The sequence below is a fragment of the Pseudoalteromonas sp. L1 genome, assembly GCF_021728095.1.
Classification (GTDB): domain Bacteria; phylum Pseudomonadota; class Gammaproteobacteria; order Enterobacterales; family Alteromonadaceae; genus Pseudoalteromonas.
Window position 1 is genome coordinate 15,917 of sequence record NZ_JAKKCT010000003.1, and the last position, 17,822, is coordinate 33,738.

General features: G+C 42.0%; 16 protein-coding genes. 2 read left to right on the forward strand and 14 right to left on the reverse strand.

Features of this window, described 5'->3' with window-relative positions:
• Nucleotide 1: 1 nt before the first annotated feature.
• The 9 genes from L3V38_RS10145 to L3V38_RS10185 form a co-directional block, all read right to left on the reverse strand.
• Nucleotides 2-910, reverse strand: a complete 909-nt coding sequence (locus L3V38_RS10145) for an ABC transporter ATP-binding protein (protein ID WP_237119344.1) — start codon at nt 908-910, stop codon at nt 2-4.
• Complete coding sequence (locus L3V38_RS10150; protein WP_130151442.1) at nt 907-1,725, reverse strand: ABC transporter permease subunit; 819 nt, start codon at nt 1,723-1,725, stop codon at nt 907-909. The genes L3V38_RS10145 and L3V38_RS10150 overlap by 4 nt, the downstream gene beginning before the upstream one ends.
• A 115-nt stretch (nt 1,726-1,840) precedes the next feature.
• A complete protein-coding gene (locus tag L3V38_RS10155; RefSeq protein ID WP_237119345.1) occupies nt 1,841-3,019 on the reverse strand; it encodes a cystathionine beta-lyase in 1,179 nt (392 codons plus the stop codon).
• A 17-nt stretch (nt 3,020-3,036) separates the two neighbouring features.
• Nucleotides 3,037-3,954 (reverse strand): NAD(+) diphosphatase, encoded by a 918-nt coding sequence (nudC, locus tag L3V38_RS10160; RefSeq protein ID WP_237119346.1) that lies wholly within the window; start codon nt 3,952-3,954, stop codon nt 3,037-3,039.
• A gap of 113 nt (nt 3,955-4,067) precedes the next feature.
• Entirely contained in the window at nt 4,068-4,862 is a 795-nt protein-coding gene (gene nagB / locus L3V38_RS10165) for a glucosamine-6-phosphate deaminase (RefSeq protein ID WP_130151439.1), read from the reverse strand.
• Between the two features lie 204 nt (nt 4,863-5,066).
• Entirely contained in the window at nt 5,067-6,197 is a 1,131-nt protein-coding gene (locus L3V38_RS10170; RefSeq protein WP_237119347.1) for a DUF5009 domain-containing protein, read from the reverse strand.
• Nucleotides 6,198-6,257: 60 nt separating this feature from the next.
• Nucleotides 6,258-7,370 (reverse strand): N-acetylglucosamine-6-phosphate deacetylase, encoded by a 1,113-nt coding sequence (gene nagA / locus L3V38_RS10175; RefSeq protein WP_237119348.1) that lies wholly within the window; start codon nt 7,368-7,370, stop codon nt 6,258-6,260.
• Complete coding sequence (locus tag L3V38_RS10180; protein WP_237119349.1) at nt 7,370-8,284, reverse strand: BadF/BadG/BcrA/BcrD ATPase family protein; 915 nt, start codon at nt 8,282-8,284, stop codon at nt 7,370-7,372. The genes nagA and L3V38_RS10180 overlap by 1 nt, the downstream gene beginning before the upstream one ends.
• A 373-nt stretch (nt 8,285-8,657) precedes the next feature.
• Complete coding sequence (locus tag L3V38_RS10185; RefSeq protein ID WP_237119350.1) at nt 8,658-9,161, reverse strand: NYN domain-containing protein; 504 nt, start codon at nt 9,159-9,161, stop codon at nt 8,658-8,660.
• Between the two features lie 153 nt (nt 9,162-9,314).
• On the opposite strand from L3V38_RS10185, the gene L3V38_RS10190 reads away from it, so the two are divergent.
• The gene (locus L3V38_RS10190) at nt 9,315-9,932 is read left to right on the forward strand and encodes a hypothetical protein (RefSeq protein WP_130151434.1); all 618 of its coding nucleotides are present in this window, start codon (nt 9,315-9,317) and stop codon (nt 9,930-9,932) included.
• On the forward strand, nt 9,929-10,678 hold the full coding sequence (locus L3V38_RS10195; protein ID WP_237119351.1) for a DUF3307 domain-containing protein: 750 nt from the start codon (nt 9,929-9,931) through the stop codon (nt 10,676-10,678). Before L3V38_RS10190 ends, L3V38_RS10195 begins: the two co-directional genes overlap by 4 nt.
• Nucleotides 10,679-10,681: 3 nt before the next feature.
• Here the strand turns inward: L3V38_RS10195 and L3V38_RS10200 are convergent, their stop codons facing one another.
• The 5 genes from L3V38_RS10200 to dapB all read right to left on the reverse strand — a co-directional run bounded on the left by L3V38_RS10200 (nt 10,682) and on the right by dapB (nt 17,749).
• Nucleotides 10,682-11,725 carry a S66 peptidase family protein gene (locus L3V38_RS10200; protein ID WP_130151432.1) on the reverse strand — a complete coding sequence of 348 codons (1,044 nt, stop codon included), beginning with the start codon at nt 11,723-11,725 and terminating at the stop codon, nt 10,682-10,684.
• Nucleotides 11,726-11,844: 119 nt separating this feature from the next.
• The gene (greA, locus tag L3V38_RS10205; protein ID WP_062570756.1) at nt 11,845-12,321 is read right to left on the reverse strand and encodes a transcription elongation factor GreA; all 477 of its coding nucleotides are present in this window, start codon (nt 12,319-12,321) and stop codon (nt 11,845-11,847) included.
• Between the two features lie 51 nt (nt 12,322-12,372).
• Nucleotides 12,373-15,591, reverse strand: coding sequence for a carbamoyl-phosphate synthase large subunit (gene carB, locus L3V38_RS10210; protein ID WP_237119352.1), 3,219 nt, complete (start codon nt 15,589-15,591; stop codon nt 12,373-12,375).
• A 16-nt stretch (nt 15,592-15,607) separates the two neighbouring features.
• Nucleotides 15,608-16,744, reverse strand: a complete 1,137-nt coding sequence (gene carA / locus L3V38_RS10215) for a glutamine-hydrolyzing carbamoyl-phosphate synthase small subunit (protein WP_130151430.1) — start codon at nt 16,742-16,744, stop codon at nt 15,608-15,610.
• A 207-nt stretch (nt 16,745-16,951) separates the two neighbouring features.
• The gene (dapB, locus tag L3V38_RS10220; RefSeq protein WP_130151429.1) at nt 16,952-17,749 is read right to left on the reverse strand and encodes a 4-hydroxy-tetrahydrodipicolinate reductase; all 798 of its coding nucleotides are present in this window, start codon (nt 17,747-17,749) and stop codon (nt 16,952-16,954) included.
• Between the last annotated feature and the right edge of the window lie 73 nt (nt 17,750-17,822).

A 17,822-nucleotide genomic window follows, 5' to 3' on the forward strand; every position in this document is an offset into this window, starting at 1 on the left:
ACTAACTCTCCTTATGAAAAATTTGGTTTTCGAGTGTGTGACCATTCACTAGTTGACGATACTGCCAACCTTGTTGATAACAAAACTGTAATAGGTTGATATCAAATGGTTCGGCTGTCTGTTCAAATTCAATGACATATTCTTTTGCTTGACTCATATAAACATGATGTACATGGGTAAGACTTGCAAGCTTAGCTTCTACATCATCATAAAGTTGATTCAATTGTAGTGTTATATAATGCTTATTATCTTGTGTGCTAGAACGCGCTTGATGCTCACTCAATACCCCTTTATCTAGGTGTAATACTTGCGAACATAAACGCTCAAGTTCGGTTAGATCATGGGAGCTTAAAATAAATGTGGCTTCATTGCTTAAAGAGCTCACAAGCTCACGAACCTCACGCGCGTGGATAGGGTCAAGACCTGCAGTTGCCTCATCAAGCATTACAATTTCAGGTTCACCTATTAGTGCTTGCGCAATTGTGACTCGCTTACGCATCCCGTGAGAAAGATCATCTGGGCGCTGTTTAGCCACTTCAGATAAACCAACAAGTTCCAGAACACGTGCTGTTTCTTTTTTACGAACTGCGCCACTTAAACCTTGCAGTTGACCATAAAAATTTAATTGATGCGCAATACTAAAACGCGGATCAAGCTGTGCATCTTGTGGTAATGCCGTAAGCTTACCAAATAAAGCCGCACTACCTGGGGCGTGGTCCAACACTGATAACTGCCCGGAACTTGGTAAAATATAACCGCATAACAAACTAAATAAGGTTGTTTTACCAGCACCATTAGGGCCAACGAGTGCAACTGGCGCTCCTTTATTTATTTCAAAGCTGACATTATCAAGCGCTCGCTTAGCTCCATAGTTTTTTGATAAACCTTGTGCCTGAATTAATACTGTCATAGTGAGCTCCTTGCAAAAATTCGTTCACCCACCACAAGCAGCACAACTGTTTGTAAAACAGGTAAACCGACCCCTAACATCATGCCTGCTCTTTGTCCCGCAACTACATCGATTTGGTAGCCAGGAAATAAATAATATAGAACTTCAAGTAAAGGCAGCTGCCAAGTAAGCAAACCAATAATAATGTTGCCGCCAGCAAAAAATAAAATAGCTAATACAAATGCAAGACGAGATGAGCGCGCAAACGTATTTAGAAAACTCATTAAAGCAATAAACGGCATTACAGTAATTAGCAGAAACACCAATAGTGTCAGGCTTCTTGAAAAACCAGAAAGAAATAAACTTGGCTCACGATACGTCAACATAGCAAGCGTTGCCATCAGAGTAACAAATAACAATGCTGCTAAGATTAATACTTGTCCTAAAAAGCGGCCAATTATAATCTCTGAACGAGTTGCCCGTAGTGACAAAAAGCGTAGCGTACCACGCTGACGATCTCCCACAGTTTGGTCGCTACATAAAAACAAGCAAAAGCAAGGGAAGCTATATAAAGCGATTAGCCAGTACATCGCTAGCTCTGATTCAGGCCAATCGAGCAACCGACTGATACCGATAGCACCAAAGGCCTGCCTAGCAAAGTCAGCAAACTCAGCAGAGCTAATCAAATTCACAGATTCAGCTATGGGATAGCGTAAAATAAGTAACCAACAAATGGCGAATGCAGCAACCGCTAGCAAACCACGTTTGGTCAAAAATAGTCGTACAAGTTCAAATTGAGCAATTTGCGCAAGACGTTTAGGGTGTAACTGCGTCACTCACAATCCTTAATGAATATTATTATTGGAATTACACTAAGGTGAAACAGCTTGAATTACCAGAAAAAAAAGAGCCGCATTGCGGCTCTTATGTAACAAAGTATAAACTTTTTAACTACAGATGGCTCTCGTAAACACCAAGAGCTTGATCTAGATCGGCTAGCAAATCTGTTACATCTTCCAAGCCTATATGTAAGCGGATCACTGGGCCTTGCGTCCAACCTGTTTCAGAGCGAAGCCCTTTCATCGTTAAATTTGCTGTAACTAAACTTTCGTATCCGCCCCAAGAAAAGCCCATTTTAAAATGCTGCAAACTATCTAAAAACGCATCTATCGCTTGTTGATTTCCTTGCTTCATTACAAACGAAAATAAGCCATTACTCCCGTCAAAGTCACGTTTAAAGAACTCATGGCCTGGACAGCTCGAAAAGGCCGGATGGCGAATATGATCAACCAATGGGTGTGTTTCAAGCCATTTAGCAACTTCAATGGCGGCTTGCTCGTGCTGTTTTAAACGCACAGCCATAGTGCGTAAGCCACGTAATGCTAAATATGCATCATCAGCAGACGTACATTGGCCTAATAGATATGAGTTTTCTCTCAGTGTTGACCAGTACTTTTTATTAGCAACCGCCACTCCCATCATTACATCGGAATGGCCAACAATATATTTAGTCGCAGCTTGAATACTAATGTCCACCCCATGCTCAAGCGGTCTAAAATGCAGGCCATTACCCCAAGTATTATCTAACATCGTCATAACACCACGCTCATTCGCTTTAGCGACCATAGCGGGTACATCTTGCACTTCCATGGTAATCGAGCCAGGTGATTCTAAAAATAATACACGGGTATTTTCTTTTATTAACTCATCAATGCCTGCACCAATACCTGGTGGATAATAGGTTGTTTCAATCCCAAGACCGGCTAATATTTTGTCACAAAAATCACGAGTTGGTTCGTAAGCAGTATCAACCATCAAAATATGATCGCCCGTTTTCACAAACGATAATAGCGCATTGCTTATTGCAGCCGCACCTGATGGATAAAGTGCACAACCTTCTCCCCCCTCAAGTTCAGCAATAGCTTCTTGTAGTGCGAAGTGTGTGGTGGTTCCACGGCGACCATAAAAAAGCGTTTTATCGCCCCGTTTTTTAGCTGCTTCTTTTAACTCAGAAACCGAGTCGAAAACCACGGTTGATGCTCGCTGTACGACTGGATTTACCACGCCTTGCGTATACGCTTTTTTACGCCCAGCACTCACTATTTGAGTATTTTTATTTGTCTTTGTCATCGTTATTCCAATCTAGTTTACAGGTTGCGCCAATGCTCAACCAAAAATCGAGAAATAGAGTCTTGTCGGGTTAATTTTAGGTGACTGCCCTGTTCATGCCATTGGCCAAATTGATTCAGATCATCACGACTAAACCACCTAGCGTCATCTAATTCATCTTTATCAACATGAATATCTTCTGACACTGCTGTTGCCATAAAACCAAACATGATTGAAGATGGAAAAGGCCAAGGTTGTGAAGCTATATACTGAATATCAGTGACAGCAATACCAGCTTCTTCCATGACTTCTCGGGCGACAGCTTGCTCGAGTGTTTCACCTGGATCAACAAACCCCGCCAATGTTGAAAACACGCCCTCAGGCCAGCTTGCTTGACGACCGAGTAAACAGCGCTCAACACCATCAGCAAAGGTTTTTTTCACTATCATAATGACGGCAGGATCAGTGCGAGGAAACGTTTGATGCTGACACGTTTGGTTCTCACATAAGCGAGAGTGCCCTGCTTCAACCATATTATTTTCATGACCACATCGGCCACAAAAACGATGGGTTGCATGCCAAAAACAAAGACCACGAGCAAGTGCAGCAATTGAGCCTTGCTTTAGTTCAACTTGAGGGCCTAACTTGCGTATATCAACAAACTCAGTACCATCAAGAACAGAGTCAATAAATGAATCAGGCACATTGCTTACATCTAACGCAAAATGAGCAATTCCTTGCTCGTCAAGGCCAAGTAAAATACCTTTCGATAAATCAAGATGATCAACCTGAGATAGGCGCAAATAACACACCTCAGGGCACCCTTTAACAAATAGACTCTGATTATTTTTAACAAGTAACCAGCGACTCTGAGAATTAATTTTCGCCTTTAGCCACTTAGGATCTTTTCGATGATTAGAGGCACGGTCCAGTGGCATTTGAGAGTAATTCAGCATGGCGTTCCTTTGAAATTATTTACCCCCTAAAACTACCACAAGCTGATGATAAACCCAATTTATAACAGGCATAAAAAAAGCCCAAATGGGCTTTTTTGCTCTCTCTCACAATTTTACAAGGTCGCTAGGTGCGCTTGTAGTTTTTGGTTCTCAGCTTCAATGTGCTGATAGAACGCTAAATCTTCTAACTTACTTGCAGCCGCTTTATCAATGATGATGACAGCATCCTTATGCATTTGTAATGCAGAGGCTGGACACTTTGCCATGAGCGGGCCTTCAACCATTGCCTGTACTGCATCAGCTTTACTTTCACCCGTCGCTAATAGCACTACTTTTTTGGCTTCTAAGATAGTCCCAATCCCCATAGTGATTGATAAATGCGGTTGATATTCGCCTTCGCCAAAGAATCGTGCGTTATCATCAATGGTTGCTTTGGTAAGTGTTTTTACCCGAGTGCGCGAGGTAAGACCTGAAGACGGCTCGTTAAAACCTATATGACCGTTACGGCCAATACCAAGTAATTGCACATCAACCCCTCCTGATGCTGCAATTTTTTGCTCATATTCATTGCACGCAACTAACGGGTTGATTGCATCTCCAGGCGGAACATGCGTGTTATCTTTGTTAATATCTACGTGATTAAATAATTGCTCATTCATAAAGTATCGATAACTTTGCGGATGCTCACCTGTAAGACCTAAGTATTCATCTAAATTAAATGTTGTCGCTTGGCTAAATGAAATATCACCCGCTTTATTTTTTGCGATAAGCTCCTGGTATAACGCAACAGGTGTTGAGCCAGTTGCCAAGCCAAGTACTGATGCTGGTTTTTTTATAAGTTGTTTAGCAAAGATGTTAGCCCCGTAGGCTGCCACTTGTGCGGCATCATCAAGAATGACTATTTGCATATTGATTAGCTCTAATTATAAATTGAAAAAAAATGGGATCTAAAACCCGACCCCACGTGCAATCGAATCGGGTTTTAGATCAAACTACTGCCAGGATACGGTACAGTAGCTATAACCATTATGACAACGCTGTCATTATCACTTTTAGATTTTACTTTGTAAAGTAAAAGTGAATAAAAAAATAACGTTTTCTATCAGCGTTAACTAAACACTGACAAAGATTTTTCTACGGTACATCCAATGCAACACAAGCATTTGTACAGCAAGTAATGCTACCACGGCTATTAATGGCTGCCATGAATCAGGAACCGCGCGAATAACACCACCAAAAACACTTTGGCTAACATAACCCCAGTTCACTAAGCTCGAGGCTAGGTAAATAATGATCGAATTAGCACCTATAATAACAAATGGATACGCAACTCGCTGCCCTGGTAATATATCAACCAAGGCATAAAACACGGCTAATAAAATAGCGCTCCACCCTACTGTCACCAATACAAAAGAGCTCGTCCATAACTCTTTATTTACCGGAAACTGTAAATCCCAGAGCCACCCTAAGCTTACGCTAACAAGGCCTGAAATAAATAACACGCCAGACATTTTCCATTCACCAATTTGTTGTGCTCGTGCAATAAGCTGGCCTGCAAACACCCCCATAAGTGCGTTAACAATCGCTGGTAGATTAGACAACACGCCTTCAGGGTCTACAACGCGATTTTGATAACTAATCCCTGGTAGTAAATACTTATCGAACCATGCATTCCAACTTCCAGCAGCAGATAAGTCTCCGGCACTGCCTCCAGGTACAGGCACAAAGCTAAGCAGTAACCAGTAGCCAAGTAAAATAGATACCGCTGTTATGACTTGGGTTCGTAAGCTTGTATGCCAAACCAACATGGCACAGAAAAACCACGCAATGGCTATTCGAGCTAATACACTGGCGTAGCGTATCTCATCAAACGCCATCGGCATGCCTGTACCCCAGCCGTGATTATATAAAATACCTAAAAAACAGAGCAGTAATAAGCGCTTAATAGCTTTGCGATAATAGACTTTACGCTCATCCCAACTTAAGTGATCAATGCGTTTGGGGGCAAGCCCCATAGCAACGCCAGATAAGAAAATAAATAGCGGGAATATTAAGTCGTAAAAAGTAAAACCGTGCCATTCACTGTGCACTGTATGTGCTTCAAATAGCTTCCAGCCTGTCCAGCCTGTTAGCACAAAAAGTGCTGCAAATATTGACTGACCACCTAAGATCCAAAACATATCCATGCCGCGTAATGCATCTAAAGAAGCTAAACGCTTTTTTGTAGGTTGTGTTGTTGTCATTTTATTACCTTTAATACAAAAAGCCCCGCGATACAACGGCGGGATTTTTACAGGGAAGTTCTAAACTGCGTTACCTGCAATATAAGTTGCTTTTACATACTGATGCTCATCAAGTACAACAAAATCAGCATCGAAGCCATTTACCAGACGGCCCTTTTTGTTCAAACCAAGATATTGTGCAGGATACAAAGACGCCATTCTCAAGCTTTCGGCTAAACTCACATCCAATGTATTAACGGTATTGCGTACAGCACTTGCCATATCAAGCACACTGCCCGCAAGTTCGCCTGTTGTCGAATTTAAACGGTCACCGGTACGAATAACTTTTCGACCGTCAAAGAAATCAAACTCCATATCGTCAGTGCCCACAGGAGGCATTGCATCAGTTACTAACATAACCTTACCGCGTTGCTTAGTACGAATCGCTAACTTGGCTGACGATGGGTGAACATGATGACCATCAACAATTAAGCCACACCAGCTGTTATCATCCCAAAGAGCAGAGCCAACTACACCAGGCTCTCGCGAGGTAAATGCCGACATTGCATTAAATAAATGTGTAAAACCATCAGCGCCTGCGGCCAATGCTTTATTAGTCGTTGCAAAATCAGCGTTAGTGTGGCCAATACTTACTTTCACACCACATTCAACTAATCGCGCTATATCTTCTGCTCTGACATTTTCAGGTGCCAGCGTCACCATTTTTATGCCCAAGTCTTGACGTGCATATATCGCAAACTCTTGCTCTGAAATAGGTCTTATAAACTGTTCACTATGAGTGCCTTTCTTAGGTAAAGATAAATGTGGGCCTTCAAAATGAATACCTAACACACCTGGCACTGCTTGGGCAATTGCCTCTGCCGTTGCATCAGCAGCTTGTGCCATCACCTCTACTTTATCAGTAATGAGGGTTGGCATTATCGCAGTTGAACCAAATCGACCATGCGCTTTCGCAATATTGTGCAAACATTGTGGGGTTTGCTCTGCATTAAAAAATGCACCACCACCACCATTTACTTGCACATCAATAAAACCAGGCACCACGAGCCCATCTAGCTTAACCGCATCGGTACTTGCTTCAGTTAGGGTGAATACCCCATTATCTACACTAAAATAACGATCGTTTAAAAATTCTTCGCCGGTAAATAGTGACTGAGCATGAAAAATCGTCATTAAATTGCTACCTCTTGGCTTTGTTCTAACACAGACTGTTGTGCGAAATATACCGCTCCCATTTCAGGTGGTTGAATTGGGTTTTCTACAAGCTTAGCGATATCAGGGTCTAGCCATTTATTTAACGGCTCAGCTAACCCACCTATCATAGACAAACGTGGTGGTTTATTCTCTAATAAACGGTGTGCAAGTTTACTCACATACTCTGCACCGTCTTTAACAATAGCAAGTGCCACTGCATCTTGCTCATTTGCAGCATTAAACACATAGCGAGCAAGTTTTGCATAACTACTAGATGGTTGACCTGACATTTGCTCAACAATCGCCATTGCGTTATCAGCCGCGAAATGTTCGGTAATGACTTTGGTTAAACAGGTCTTTGAGCCTAACCCATCTAAATCCAACAGCGTGGCTTTTATCGCTTCAAGTCCCATCCAGGCACCGCTGCCTTTGTCACCTAACGCAAAACCATGGCCACCAAAATTGCTGGTTTGCCCATTCACACAAGAAAAGCCGCATGAGCCCGTGCCTGTGATAATGACTGCACCGTCACTGCCTTCATGAGCGCCTATACAAGCCGTATGTAGGTCAGTCGTTAAAAACATTTGTTTGAACGGGTGTTCCCACTCCATAATTTTATCGTATAGGCTCGGCAAGTTAACACCTGCAAGGCCTAAACCTGCATAGAGTTGATGTACCGTCTCTAACGGTAACCCAGCATCACGCAACGCTAATTGAGTTGAGACCATTATAGATTCAAGTGTGCGCTCCAAACCATGTAGTGGATTTGCCGGACCGCCTAAGCCTGTCCCTAATACGCCATGTTTTACAGAGTAAATGGTTGCTCGGCACTTTGTTCCGCCACCATCGATACCAATAAACAATTGGTCCTCACTCACACTCTTCGCCATCATTTAACGACCCCTAACCTTCGTTTAGTTTTTGTATAAATCGCACTATTTTTTCTTATCAGAATGCGAAATCATCTCAACCCATGTTGATTTAATGTTACACAATAAATGACAGCGTTGTCATTACATTTTTCATAAAAATTCGTATAACTTTCATAATTATTTCTAATTTGTTGAATTAAAAAGCTTTATTAACAGAAAAGAAATTTGAAACAGACCTAGCAATTACTTGGTATGTCTTGTCCTCATTGTTTATTTGAATTAAAAGAGCCATTTCAAGTGCATATTACTATAACTATGAACGAGTCTAGCTCATATTAGCTTAGCTGAAATAATACTTTAGTTAAACAATTTATTTAAATAGGAATATTTATTGCTATTCTCTGCGGTTATTAAGTAACAAGCCGTCGTCGATACAGTAAAAATTCTCAGCCGCATTTTTTAGTACATCAGCAGTCAATTGTTCTGCCCCATACACATCACAAGGAATTTGATAGTTGTGTGCTAGATGCCCTAATAACAATGCAAAGTCACCATCGCCAGACAGCAACACCATTTTGTCTACTTTGCGTGCATTTTCAAGCATATCAATAGTAATACCCACATCCCAATCGCCTTTTGCACTGCCATCGCGTCGCTGAATAAACGGCTTAAGTTTTACTTCAAAGCCTATTGCTCGCAAAATATTTTGAAATTGTGATTGCTTTTCATCGCCACGATAAATTGCATAGGCAATAGCACCATCAATTGTATACAGCTCCTGCATTTTTGCCCAAAAGGCGTTGTAATCGAAGTTTTTTCCATAACTTTCTTTACAGGTGTAGTAAATATTCTGTACGTCGACAAAAATAGCAACTCTCGGCTTTTCAATTGTTTGCATAATACACCTTGTATAATTTATATCTTGCTACTGTAGCACGACTTACTTGTAATTCACTCAAAAGTAACCTAAATTGGTTACATGAACAACAGTAACCAAATTTGGTTACATATGAACAAGTAACTAGTTTTAGTTACAGTAAAAGGATGCGCTATGATTGCGGTGATCACTGGGGATTTAATTAAATCACAAAGAATCCCACAACAAGAATACGATGCAATGCTATACCAACTCGATCAAAGCTTACGTTTTATTACTCAACACTTTGAAAGTAGTTTTAGCATTTATCGTGGTGATGCTTTGCAATTACAGCTACAAACACCAGAATCTGTCTGTCATGTAGCGATACTCTTATATTTACAAATGAAAGCCGCTAACTATGAATTACGTCAAAGTATGGCCATTGGCACAGTCGATAATCCTCGCGCCGATATAAAAACAGCCACAGGAAGTGCGTATACGTTATCCGGTCAGGGCTTAGATAATATGACTCATCAGCTGTTAACAATAAAAGTGGAAAATAATCATCTCGATGAAGGATTTTTACTCAATATTGCCTTAATAGAGGTATTGCTAGAGAAGATGAGCCAAAAACAAGCGAATGCTTTATTTAATTACCTTACAGCAAGCAATAATAGCCACGCAGAACTAGCAAAAGAGCTCAATACAAGCAGAGAAAATGTGACCAAATTACTAAACCTTGCTCAGTACCAATTAGTCGAGCGTTTTATCAAGTACAGCCATACAACACTCAAAGGATTGATAGCATGAGCTTTACCTTATTACTTGTCGCCCTATTTTTAGCACACTTGGTTGCTGACTTTTATCTACAGCCAATGAGCTGGGTTAATGACCGAAACAGCCGACATTTTCGCGCAACAAAGTTGTATTTGCATGTTTTAACACACGGCATTGTTTCGTTTATCATTTTAGCTCTTTGGGAGTTTAATTATGGCTGGAGTGAGCTTGCACGTGTTGTCTGCGCAACACTGCTAATTATGCTTAGTCACTTCCTCATTGATTTAGCAAAATCCTATTCCAATAAAGGGGTCGTTCCATTTCTACTTGATCAGCTTGCACATAGTATTGTGCTGGTGATGCTAGCTGTATGGTTAACCGATTATGATGAATTTTATGCGCTTATTTGGCAAAAACTAATTGCTATAGATACTCTTTTTGTTATCTGTGCTTATATACTCGTATTAAATCCAAGCTCAGTATTTATTCGCATGATGCTTGAAAAAATCACACAAGGCTTTGCTACATCTGGCAGCATTCCTGCAGCTGGCCACAGTATAGGGCTTTTAGAGCGAGGACTGATGCTAAGCTTTATACTTATGGGTGAATATGCAGGAGTAGGATTCCTACTCGCTGCAAAATCAATCTTTCGCTTTGGAGATTTAAAAGCGAGCGAAGAAAAACAACTCACAGAGTATGTCATGCTTGGCACTTTATTAAGCGTTTCTGTGACATTACTCATTGGTATGAGTACTGTTTATTTAGTTAAACTCTTTTGAGTGTTAACTTAACACAGTGTCTATTTGAACATTTGTCGCCATACCTTCACAAAGATCCGTGGTTATGGTGGCGAATGCACCATTGATCAATGCAAGGTTTGGTGCAACATGACCAATATCAGCATCGGTCAAAACAGGGAATAAGTTGCCTTGAAATGCTAACTCAATCGCCTGATATTCATCAAAGTAACAGTCATTGTTAATTGCTGGGCTACGCCCAAATATAACGGCATTGACATCAGTAAACACATCATTAAGTTTTAAAGATAATAAACACCTTGCTAACGCCATCGGACTCAGCTCTGCATTTTCTAAATAAAGAATTAATCCCTCCGGTGCATACTGTTTTTTAAATTCATGCAAGGCATAGTAATTTGAAGGCAGTAATAAGCCTAGTGTGTCAATACAGCCGCCAATCAAACGACCTGACACCTCTATTTGTCGCTTATCTTTATAGTTAATACAACGCCATTGGCTTTCGGCTGTGTAGTTGAATTTTGCATCAGGTTTAGTTGCGTAATCAATCTGATCTTGCTGATAAAACGGCGCAGCAAGTTGCTTAAAGGATGCTTTTTCTTCAAGGCCCATGGCGGTAAATAAAGCCGCTAGGTGTGGATCTTTATCATCGGGGTGAATCTGCATTAAATTCGCAGCATGCAGTGTAGCCCAGCCACATCGGGTAGTGAGTGCGCAAGCAAAGGTACTGATATCGGAAAAACCAACTAACCATTTAGGCTTTGCGTTACTGATAGCACTAAAATCTAACAAAGGTAAGATCTCCATGGTGAGATCCCCTCCCCAAGGCGGCATAATCGCGGCAATCGAGTCATCTGTTAAAAACTGCATCAATTCGGCCGCACGTTCCTTTGCACTATTGTGTTGTTGACGTAAACAGTCTCCTTCAACAACATTAAACCCCTTCGCACTTAGCCCTTCGAGTACAACATCTAATCTTTTATGATATGCCTTATCGACACCAGAAGAAAAAGCACATATGGCGATGCTATCGCCTAAAGATAGCGCTTTAGGATATTGAATTTTCACCACTATTACCTCTTCTTTTGAATAACCAAGCAGCCAACGTACCGAATAACATACCAGAAGTAAACAGGCATAAAAAAACCGCAGTATGTAACTGCGGTTTTTATCAATGCTTGGTTAAGCTACTAAATATACTCAACTTCAATGATTTCGTACTCTACTTCACCATTTGGCGTTTTAATGGTAACGGCATCATCGACCTCTTTACCAATTAAACCACGCGCGATTGGCGAATTTACAGAGATCAGATTGTTTTTGATATCTGCTTCATCATCACCCACAATTTGGTATTTAACCTCAGCGTCAGTGTCAACATTAACGATAGTGACCGTTGTGCCAAAAATAACTTTGCCAGTTTTTGGCATCTTAGTTACGTCGATGATTTGTACGTTTGAAAGCTTTGCTTCAATTTCTTGAATACGACCTTCGCAAAAACCTTGTTGCTCACGAGCAGCATGGTATTCAGCGTTTTCTTTCAAATCACCGTGCTCACGTGCTTCAGCGATATCAGCAACGATTTTTGGACGGGTAACTGTTTTTAATTCGTTAAGTTCTTCGCGCAGTAATGCTGCACCACGAACCGTCATCGGAATTGATTGCATATTATTCTCACTTAATCCCAAGGGCGATTGCCTCGCCCTTGACACATTTCCTTAGTTCATTCGCTGGTGTAGTTCCTGAACTGACGTCACCTTGCTACGGTCGTCTGCTTGGTTTGCAGTACAGTTAGCAAATGCCGCGTTCAGTGTCGTTGTGTAGTTAGTTTTGTGCTGTAACGCACCACGACGTAACACCTTCGAATCTTCAATCGCTTGGCGACCTTCAGTAGTGTTTACAATGTAGCTGTATTCACCATTTTTAATTCTATCAAGAATATGAGGACGACCTTCGTATACTTTGTTCACGCGACGAACTGCAATGCCCGCTTCTTCTAGCGCTTTTGCAGTGCCACCCGTTGCATCTAGCTCAAAACCTAAAGCTGTCATGGTTTTAGCTAATTCAACAATACGTGGTTTGTCACTGTTGCGTACCGATAGTAACGCGCGACCACCGCGTGGTAAAGTGTTGCTTGCACCTAATTGTGCTTTAGCGAATGCTTCGGCGAAAGTTTCACCAACCCCCATTACCTCACCCGTTGAGCGCATTTCTGGGCCACGGATTGGGTCAACACCTTGGAACTTAGCAAATGGCAGTACCACTTCTTTTACGCTGTAGTAAGGAGGGATTACTTCTTTTGTAATACCTTGGCTTGCTAGCGACTGACCCGCCATACAACGCGCAGCAACTTTTGCAAGTGCAATACCTGTCGCTTTAGAAACAAACGGGACTGTACGTGCTGCACGTGGGTTTACTTCGATTAAGTAAACTTTACCGTCTTTCACAGCAAACTGTGTATTCATCAGACCTACTACGCCAAGCTCTAGTGCCATATCAGTCACTTGCTTACGCATTACGTCTTGTACTTTAGCAGTTAGTGAGTGAGCAGGTAATGAACACGCTGAGTCACCTGAGTGAACACCTGCTTGCTCAATGTGCTCCATGATACCACCGATGATTACTTGCTCACCGTCACAGATAGCGTCAACGTCAACTTCGATTGCGTTATCTAAGAAGTGGTCAAGTAGTACTGGCGCTTCATTTGACGCTGATACTGCTTCGGTCATATAACGACGTAAATCGTCTTCATCATAAACCACTTCCATCGCACGACCACCTAGTACGTACGAAGGACGTACAACCAGTGGGAAACCAATTTCAGCTGACTTAACAATCGCTTCTTCTAAAGAAGTCACTGTTGCATTCTCTGGTTGAAGAAGGTTCAAACGCTCAACAAGCTGTTGGAAACGTTCACGGTCTTCTGCACGGTCGATTGCATCTGGTGAAGTACCAATAACTGGCACGCCATTCGCTTCCAGCTCACGAGCAAGTTTCAGTGGTGTTTGACCACCGTACTGAACGATAACACCTTTTGGCTTTTCAACGCGTACGATTTCTAATACATCTTCTAGCGTGATTGGCTCGAAGAATAGACGGTCAGAAGTATCGTAGTCAGTCGAAACAGTTTCAGGGTTACAGTTAACCATAATTGTTTCATAGCCGTCTTCACGTAAGGCTAATGCTGCGTGAACACAACAGTAATCGAATTCGATACCTTGACCGATACGGTTAGGACCACCACCGATTACCATGATTTTATCTTTGTCAGATGGATTCGCTTCACACTCTTCATCATAAGATGAGTACATGTAAGCTGTGTCTGAGCTAAACTCTGCAGCACAGGTATCAACGCGCTTATATACAGGCACGATATCTAACTGGTGACGCTTCTTACGAATTTCTGCTTCAGAAACACCGGCAATTTCAGCGATACGCGCATCAGCAAACCCTTTACGCTTAAGCTTACGTAAGAACTCAGCATTTAAACCAGCCATACCTACTTCGCTGATTGTTGCTTCGTCTTTTAAGATGTCTTCGATTTGCACTAGATACCAAGGATCAATCTTAGTTAGTTCGAAAACGTCTTCTACGCTCATACCATGACGCATTGCATCAGCAACGTACCAAATACGCTCAGCACCTGGCTCACGTAATTCACGGATGATTTTTTCTTTTGCTTTCGGATCATCAAGGGCAACAATTGGGTTAAAGCCCGTTGCGCCTACTTCAAGACCACGTAATGCTTTATGCAGAGACTCTTGTTGGTTACGACCAATCGCCATAACCTCACCCACAGACTTCATCTGTGTTGTTAGACGGTCGTTTGAACCTGCGAATTTTTCGAAGTTAAAACGTGGGATCTTAGTAACAACATAGTCAATTGACGGCTCGAAAGACGCAGGTGTTTTACCGCCAGTGATGTCGTTTTGTAGCTCGTCAAGCGTGTAACCTACAGCTAGTTTCGCTGCGATTTTCGCAATTGGGAAACCCGTTGCTTTTGATGCGAGTGCAGATGAACGCGATACACGAGGGTTCATCTCGATGATAACCATACGGCCATCAACTGGATTCACACCAAACTGTACGTTTGAACCACCTGTTTCAACACCGATTTCACGAAGTACCGCCATCGATGCATTACGCATGATTTGGTATTCTTTATCAGTTAGTGTTTGCGCTGGAGCAACCGTGATTGAGTCACCAGTATGAACACCCATAGGGTCAAAGTTTTCGATAGAACATACGATGATACAGTTGTCGTTTTTGTCACGAACAACTTCCATTTCGTATTCTTTCCAACCGATTAATGATTCATCGATTAAAAGTTCATTTGTTGGTGATAAATCTAAACCACGCTCACAAATTTCATCAAATTCTTCTTGGTTGTATGCAACACCACCACCGGTACCACCCATAGTGAATGATGGACGAATGATACATGGGAAGCCGATGCGGCTAAGAACATCGTGTGCTTCTTCCATTGAGTGAGCGATTTCTGCACGCGGACACTCAAGGCCAATGTTCTTCATTGCTACGTCAAAACGCTCACGGTTTTCAGCTTTATCGATTGCATCAGCAGTTGCACCGATTAACTCAACACCGTGTTTTGCCAGCACGCCGTGCTTATCTAAATCAAGCGCACAGTTTAATGCTGTTTGACCACCCATAGTAGGCAGTACTGCATCTGGCTTTTCTTTTTCAATTATTTTCTCTACCACTTCCCAGTGAATTGGCTCGATGTACGTCGCATCCGCCATTTCAGGGTCAGTCATGATAGTTGCAGGGTTCGAGTTTACAAGAATTACTCGAAAGCCTTCTTCTCGTAGTGCTTTACACGCTTGTGCACCAGAGTAGTCAAATTCACAAGCTTGACCGATTACGATCGGGCCTGCGCCTAAGATAAGAATGCTTTTTATGTCGGTACGTTTTGGCATTGTTACTCCGGTTAAATTAGTTAGAACGTGCTTGCATCAAATCGATGAAGTGGTCAAATAATGGCGCCGCATCATGTGGACCTGGGCTTGCTTCAGGGTGACCTTGGAAGCTAAATGCAGGCTTATCTGTGCGGTGAATACCTTGTAGCGTGCCATCGAATAATGAAACGTGAGTTGCACGTAAGTTCGCTGGTAATGTTGCTTCATCAGCTGCGAAACCGTGGTTTTGAGCAGTGATCATTACAACATTTCGGTCAAGGTCTTTAACTGGGTGGTTACCACCGTGGTGACCAAACTTCATTTTCACCGTTTGTGCACCTGAAGCAAGTGCAAGTAATTGGTGACCTAAACAGATACCAAAGATTGGCGTGTCTGTTTCTAGGAAAGTTTTGATTGCTTCAATCGCGTAAGTACACGGCTCAGGGTCACCAGGGCCATTTGATAAGAAGATACCGTCTGGGTTTAATGCCAGTACGTCTTCTGCAGATGTTTGTGCAGGAACAACGGTTAATTTACAACCGCGGTCAACTAACATACGTAAGATATTACGTTTAACACCGAAGTCATAAGCAACAACGTGGAACTTCTCGTCTGCTGCTTCTAGCGTTTTAAAGCCTGAACCTAACGTCCAGCTTGATTCGCGCCACTCAAAATTTTCCTTGGTTGAGACAACTTTTGCTAAATCCATGCCTTTTAAGCCTGGGAAGGCTTGCGCAGCTTCAAGCGCTTTTTTCTCATCTAACTCGTCGCCTGCAATGATACAACCATTTTGAGCGCCTTTATCACGTAAAATACGTGTTAATTTACGAGTGTCGATGTCAGCAATACCTAAGATATTGCGTTCTTTTAAGTAATCACTTAACGATTGCTCGTTACGGAAATTACTTGCTAGCAGTGGCAAATCACGGATCACTAGGCCTTTAGCCCAGATTTGACCCGCTTCTTCGTCTTCGCTGTTAGTACCCGTATTACCGATATGTGGGTACGTCAAAGTTACGATTTGTTCCGCGTATGAAGGGTCAGTCAAAATTTCTTGATAACCAGTCATAGACGTATTGAATACTACTTCACCGACTGACATGCCGTCAGCGCCGATTGCAGTACCGCGAAACACTGTGCCGTCTTCTAGGACTAACAGAGCGGATTTAGTCAAGTTAACCTCCTAACAGTAAAAAACGGGAGTAAAGTCATTTGCTCTACTGCCCGTTTAAAGCGATTGGAAACACGCATTTATGAATTTTTGGCAAATTGGCGCTATTCTACAGTAAATTAGCTTTTAGATCTAACCTTAATTAATAAAACAGTGAAAATAAGCGTTATTAACTAAAAATTCACTGAAACTGCCAAAAAAGAAACTAAACTACTTCAAGTCAAGCACATCTTGCATGTCATAAAGTCCAGCTGGTTTATTTTTCAACCAGCCCGCAGCTCTTACTGCACCTAACGCGAAGGTCATTCTTGAACTTGCTTTATGAGTTAATTCTAGCCTTTCGCCAGAAGTTGCGAAGTATGCGGTGTGTTCACCTACTATATCTCCGCCCCTCATGACCGAATAACCGATTTCATTTTGCGATTTTGCGTGTTCGTCTTTGCTTCTATCAAAACGCGCGACTTCATCATGCTGCCAGCCTTTTGCCTCAGCAATTGCTTCACCAATTGCCAACGCAGTCCCTGATGGCGCATCGATTTTGTGACGATGATGAGCTTCAAATATTTCGATATCCATGTCATCGCCAAACTTCACAGCCGCAGTCTGCACTAAGTTAAGCAGTAAATTTACACCTACGCTATAGTTGCGAGCAAAAACAATCGGAATGTGCTTCGCAGCATCATTAAGCGCATCAATGTCATCTTGGTTAAGGCCCGTGGTACCAATGACCATGGCGATATTTTTTTCGACTGCTATTTTTAGGTGGTTGCGCATTCCTGCTGGCAAAGTGAAATCAATCAATACATCAGCATCTTTTACGTCGGTTTCTTTACTAAATAATACATCCGCTGACGCAGCGCTGTTTAATTGATTAACCGCTATATCTAAAAGTGGCGAGTTATCACGCACGTACGCGCCGGTTAATGTTGCATCATCTTTTTTTGAGACAGCTTCTAAAAGTGCAAGTCCCATGCGGCCGTTTGCGCCAAATACACCTATGCGGTTCATGTAGTTACCTTATCTATTCTTCTTAGCTGGCTGGATTTTATCGAAAACTCATGTAATAGTCAGGTTAGCTTAT

Excerpts from the sequence above, each read along its gene's own strand:
- nagB (WP_130151439.1), bottom strand. The coding sequence starts at position 4,862 with ATGCAAATAGTCATTCTTGATGATGCCGCACAAGTGGCAGCCTACGGG.
- L3V38_RS10190 (WP_130151434.1), top strand. The coding sequence starts at position 9,315 with ATGATTGCGGTGATCACTGGGGATTTAATTAAATCACAAAGAATCCCA.
- L3V38_RS10155 (WP_237119345.1), bottom strand. The coding sequence starts at position 3,019 with ATGACAAAGACAAATAAAAATACTCAAATAGTGAGTGCTGGGCGTAAA.
- L3V38_RS10170 (WP_237119347.1), bottom strand. The coding sequence starts at position 6,197 with ATGACAACAACACAACCTACAAAAAAGCGTTTAGCTTCTTTAGATGCA.
- dapB (WP_130151429.1), bottom strand. The coding sequence starts at position 17,749 with ATGAACCGCATAGGTGTATTTGGCGCAAACGGCCGCATGGGACTTGCA.
- L3V38_RS10180 (WP_237119349.1), bottom strand. The coding sequence starts at position 8,284 with ATGATGGCGAAGAGTGTGAGTGAGGACCAATTGTTTATTGGTATCGAT.
- L3V38_RS10145 (WP_237119344.1), bottom strand. The coding sequence starts at position 910 with ATGACAGTATTAATTCAGGCACAAGGTTTATCAAAAAACTATGGAGCT.
- carB (WP_237119352.1), bottom strand. The coding sequence starts at position 15,591 with ATGCCAAAACGTACCGACATAAAAAGCATTCTTATCTTAGGCGCAGGC.
- L3V38_RS10185 (WP_237119350.1), bottom strand. The coding sequence starts at position 9,161 with ATGCAAACAATTGAAAAGCCGAGAGTTGCTATTTTTGTCGACGTACAG.
- nagA (WP_237119348.1), bottom strand. The coding sequence starts at position 7,370 with ATGACGATTTTTCATGCTCAGTCACTATTTACCGGCGAAGAATTTTTA.
- nudC (WP_237119346.1), bottom strand. The coding sequence starts at position 3,954 with ATGCTGAATTACTCTCAAATGCCACTGGACCGTGCCTCTAATCATCGA.
- greA (WP_062570756.1), bottom strand. The coding sequence starts at position 12,321 with ATGCAATCAATTCCGATGACGGTTCGTGGTGCAGCATTACTGCGCGAA.
- L3V38_RS10195 (WP_237119351.1), top strand. The coding sequence starts at position 9,929 with ATGAGCTTTACCTTATTACTTGTCGCCCTATTTTTAGCACACTTGGTT.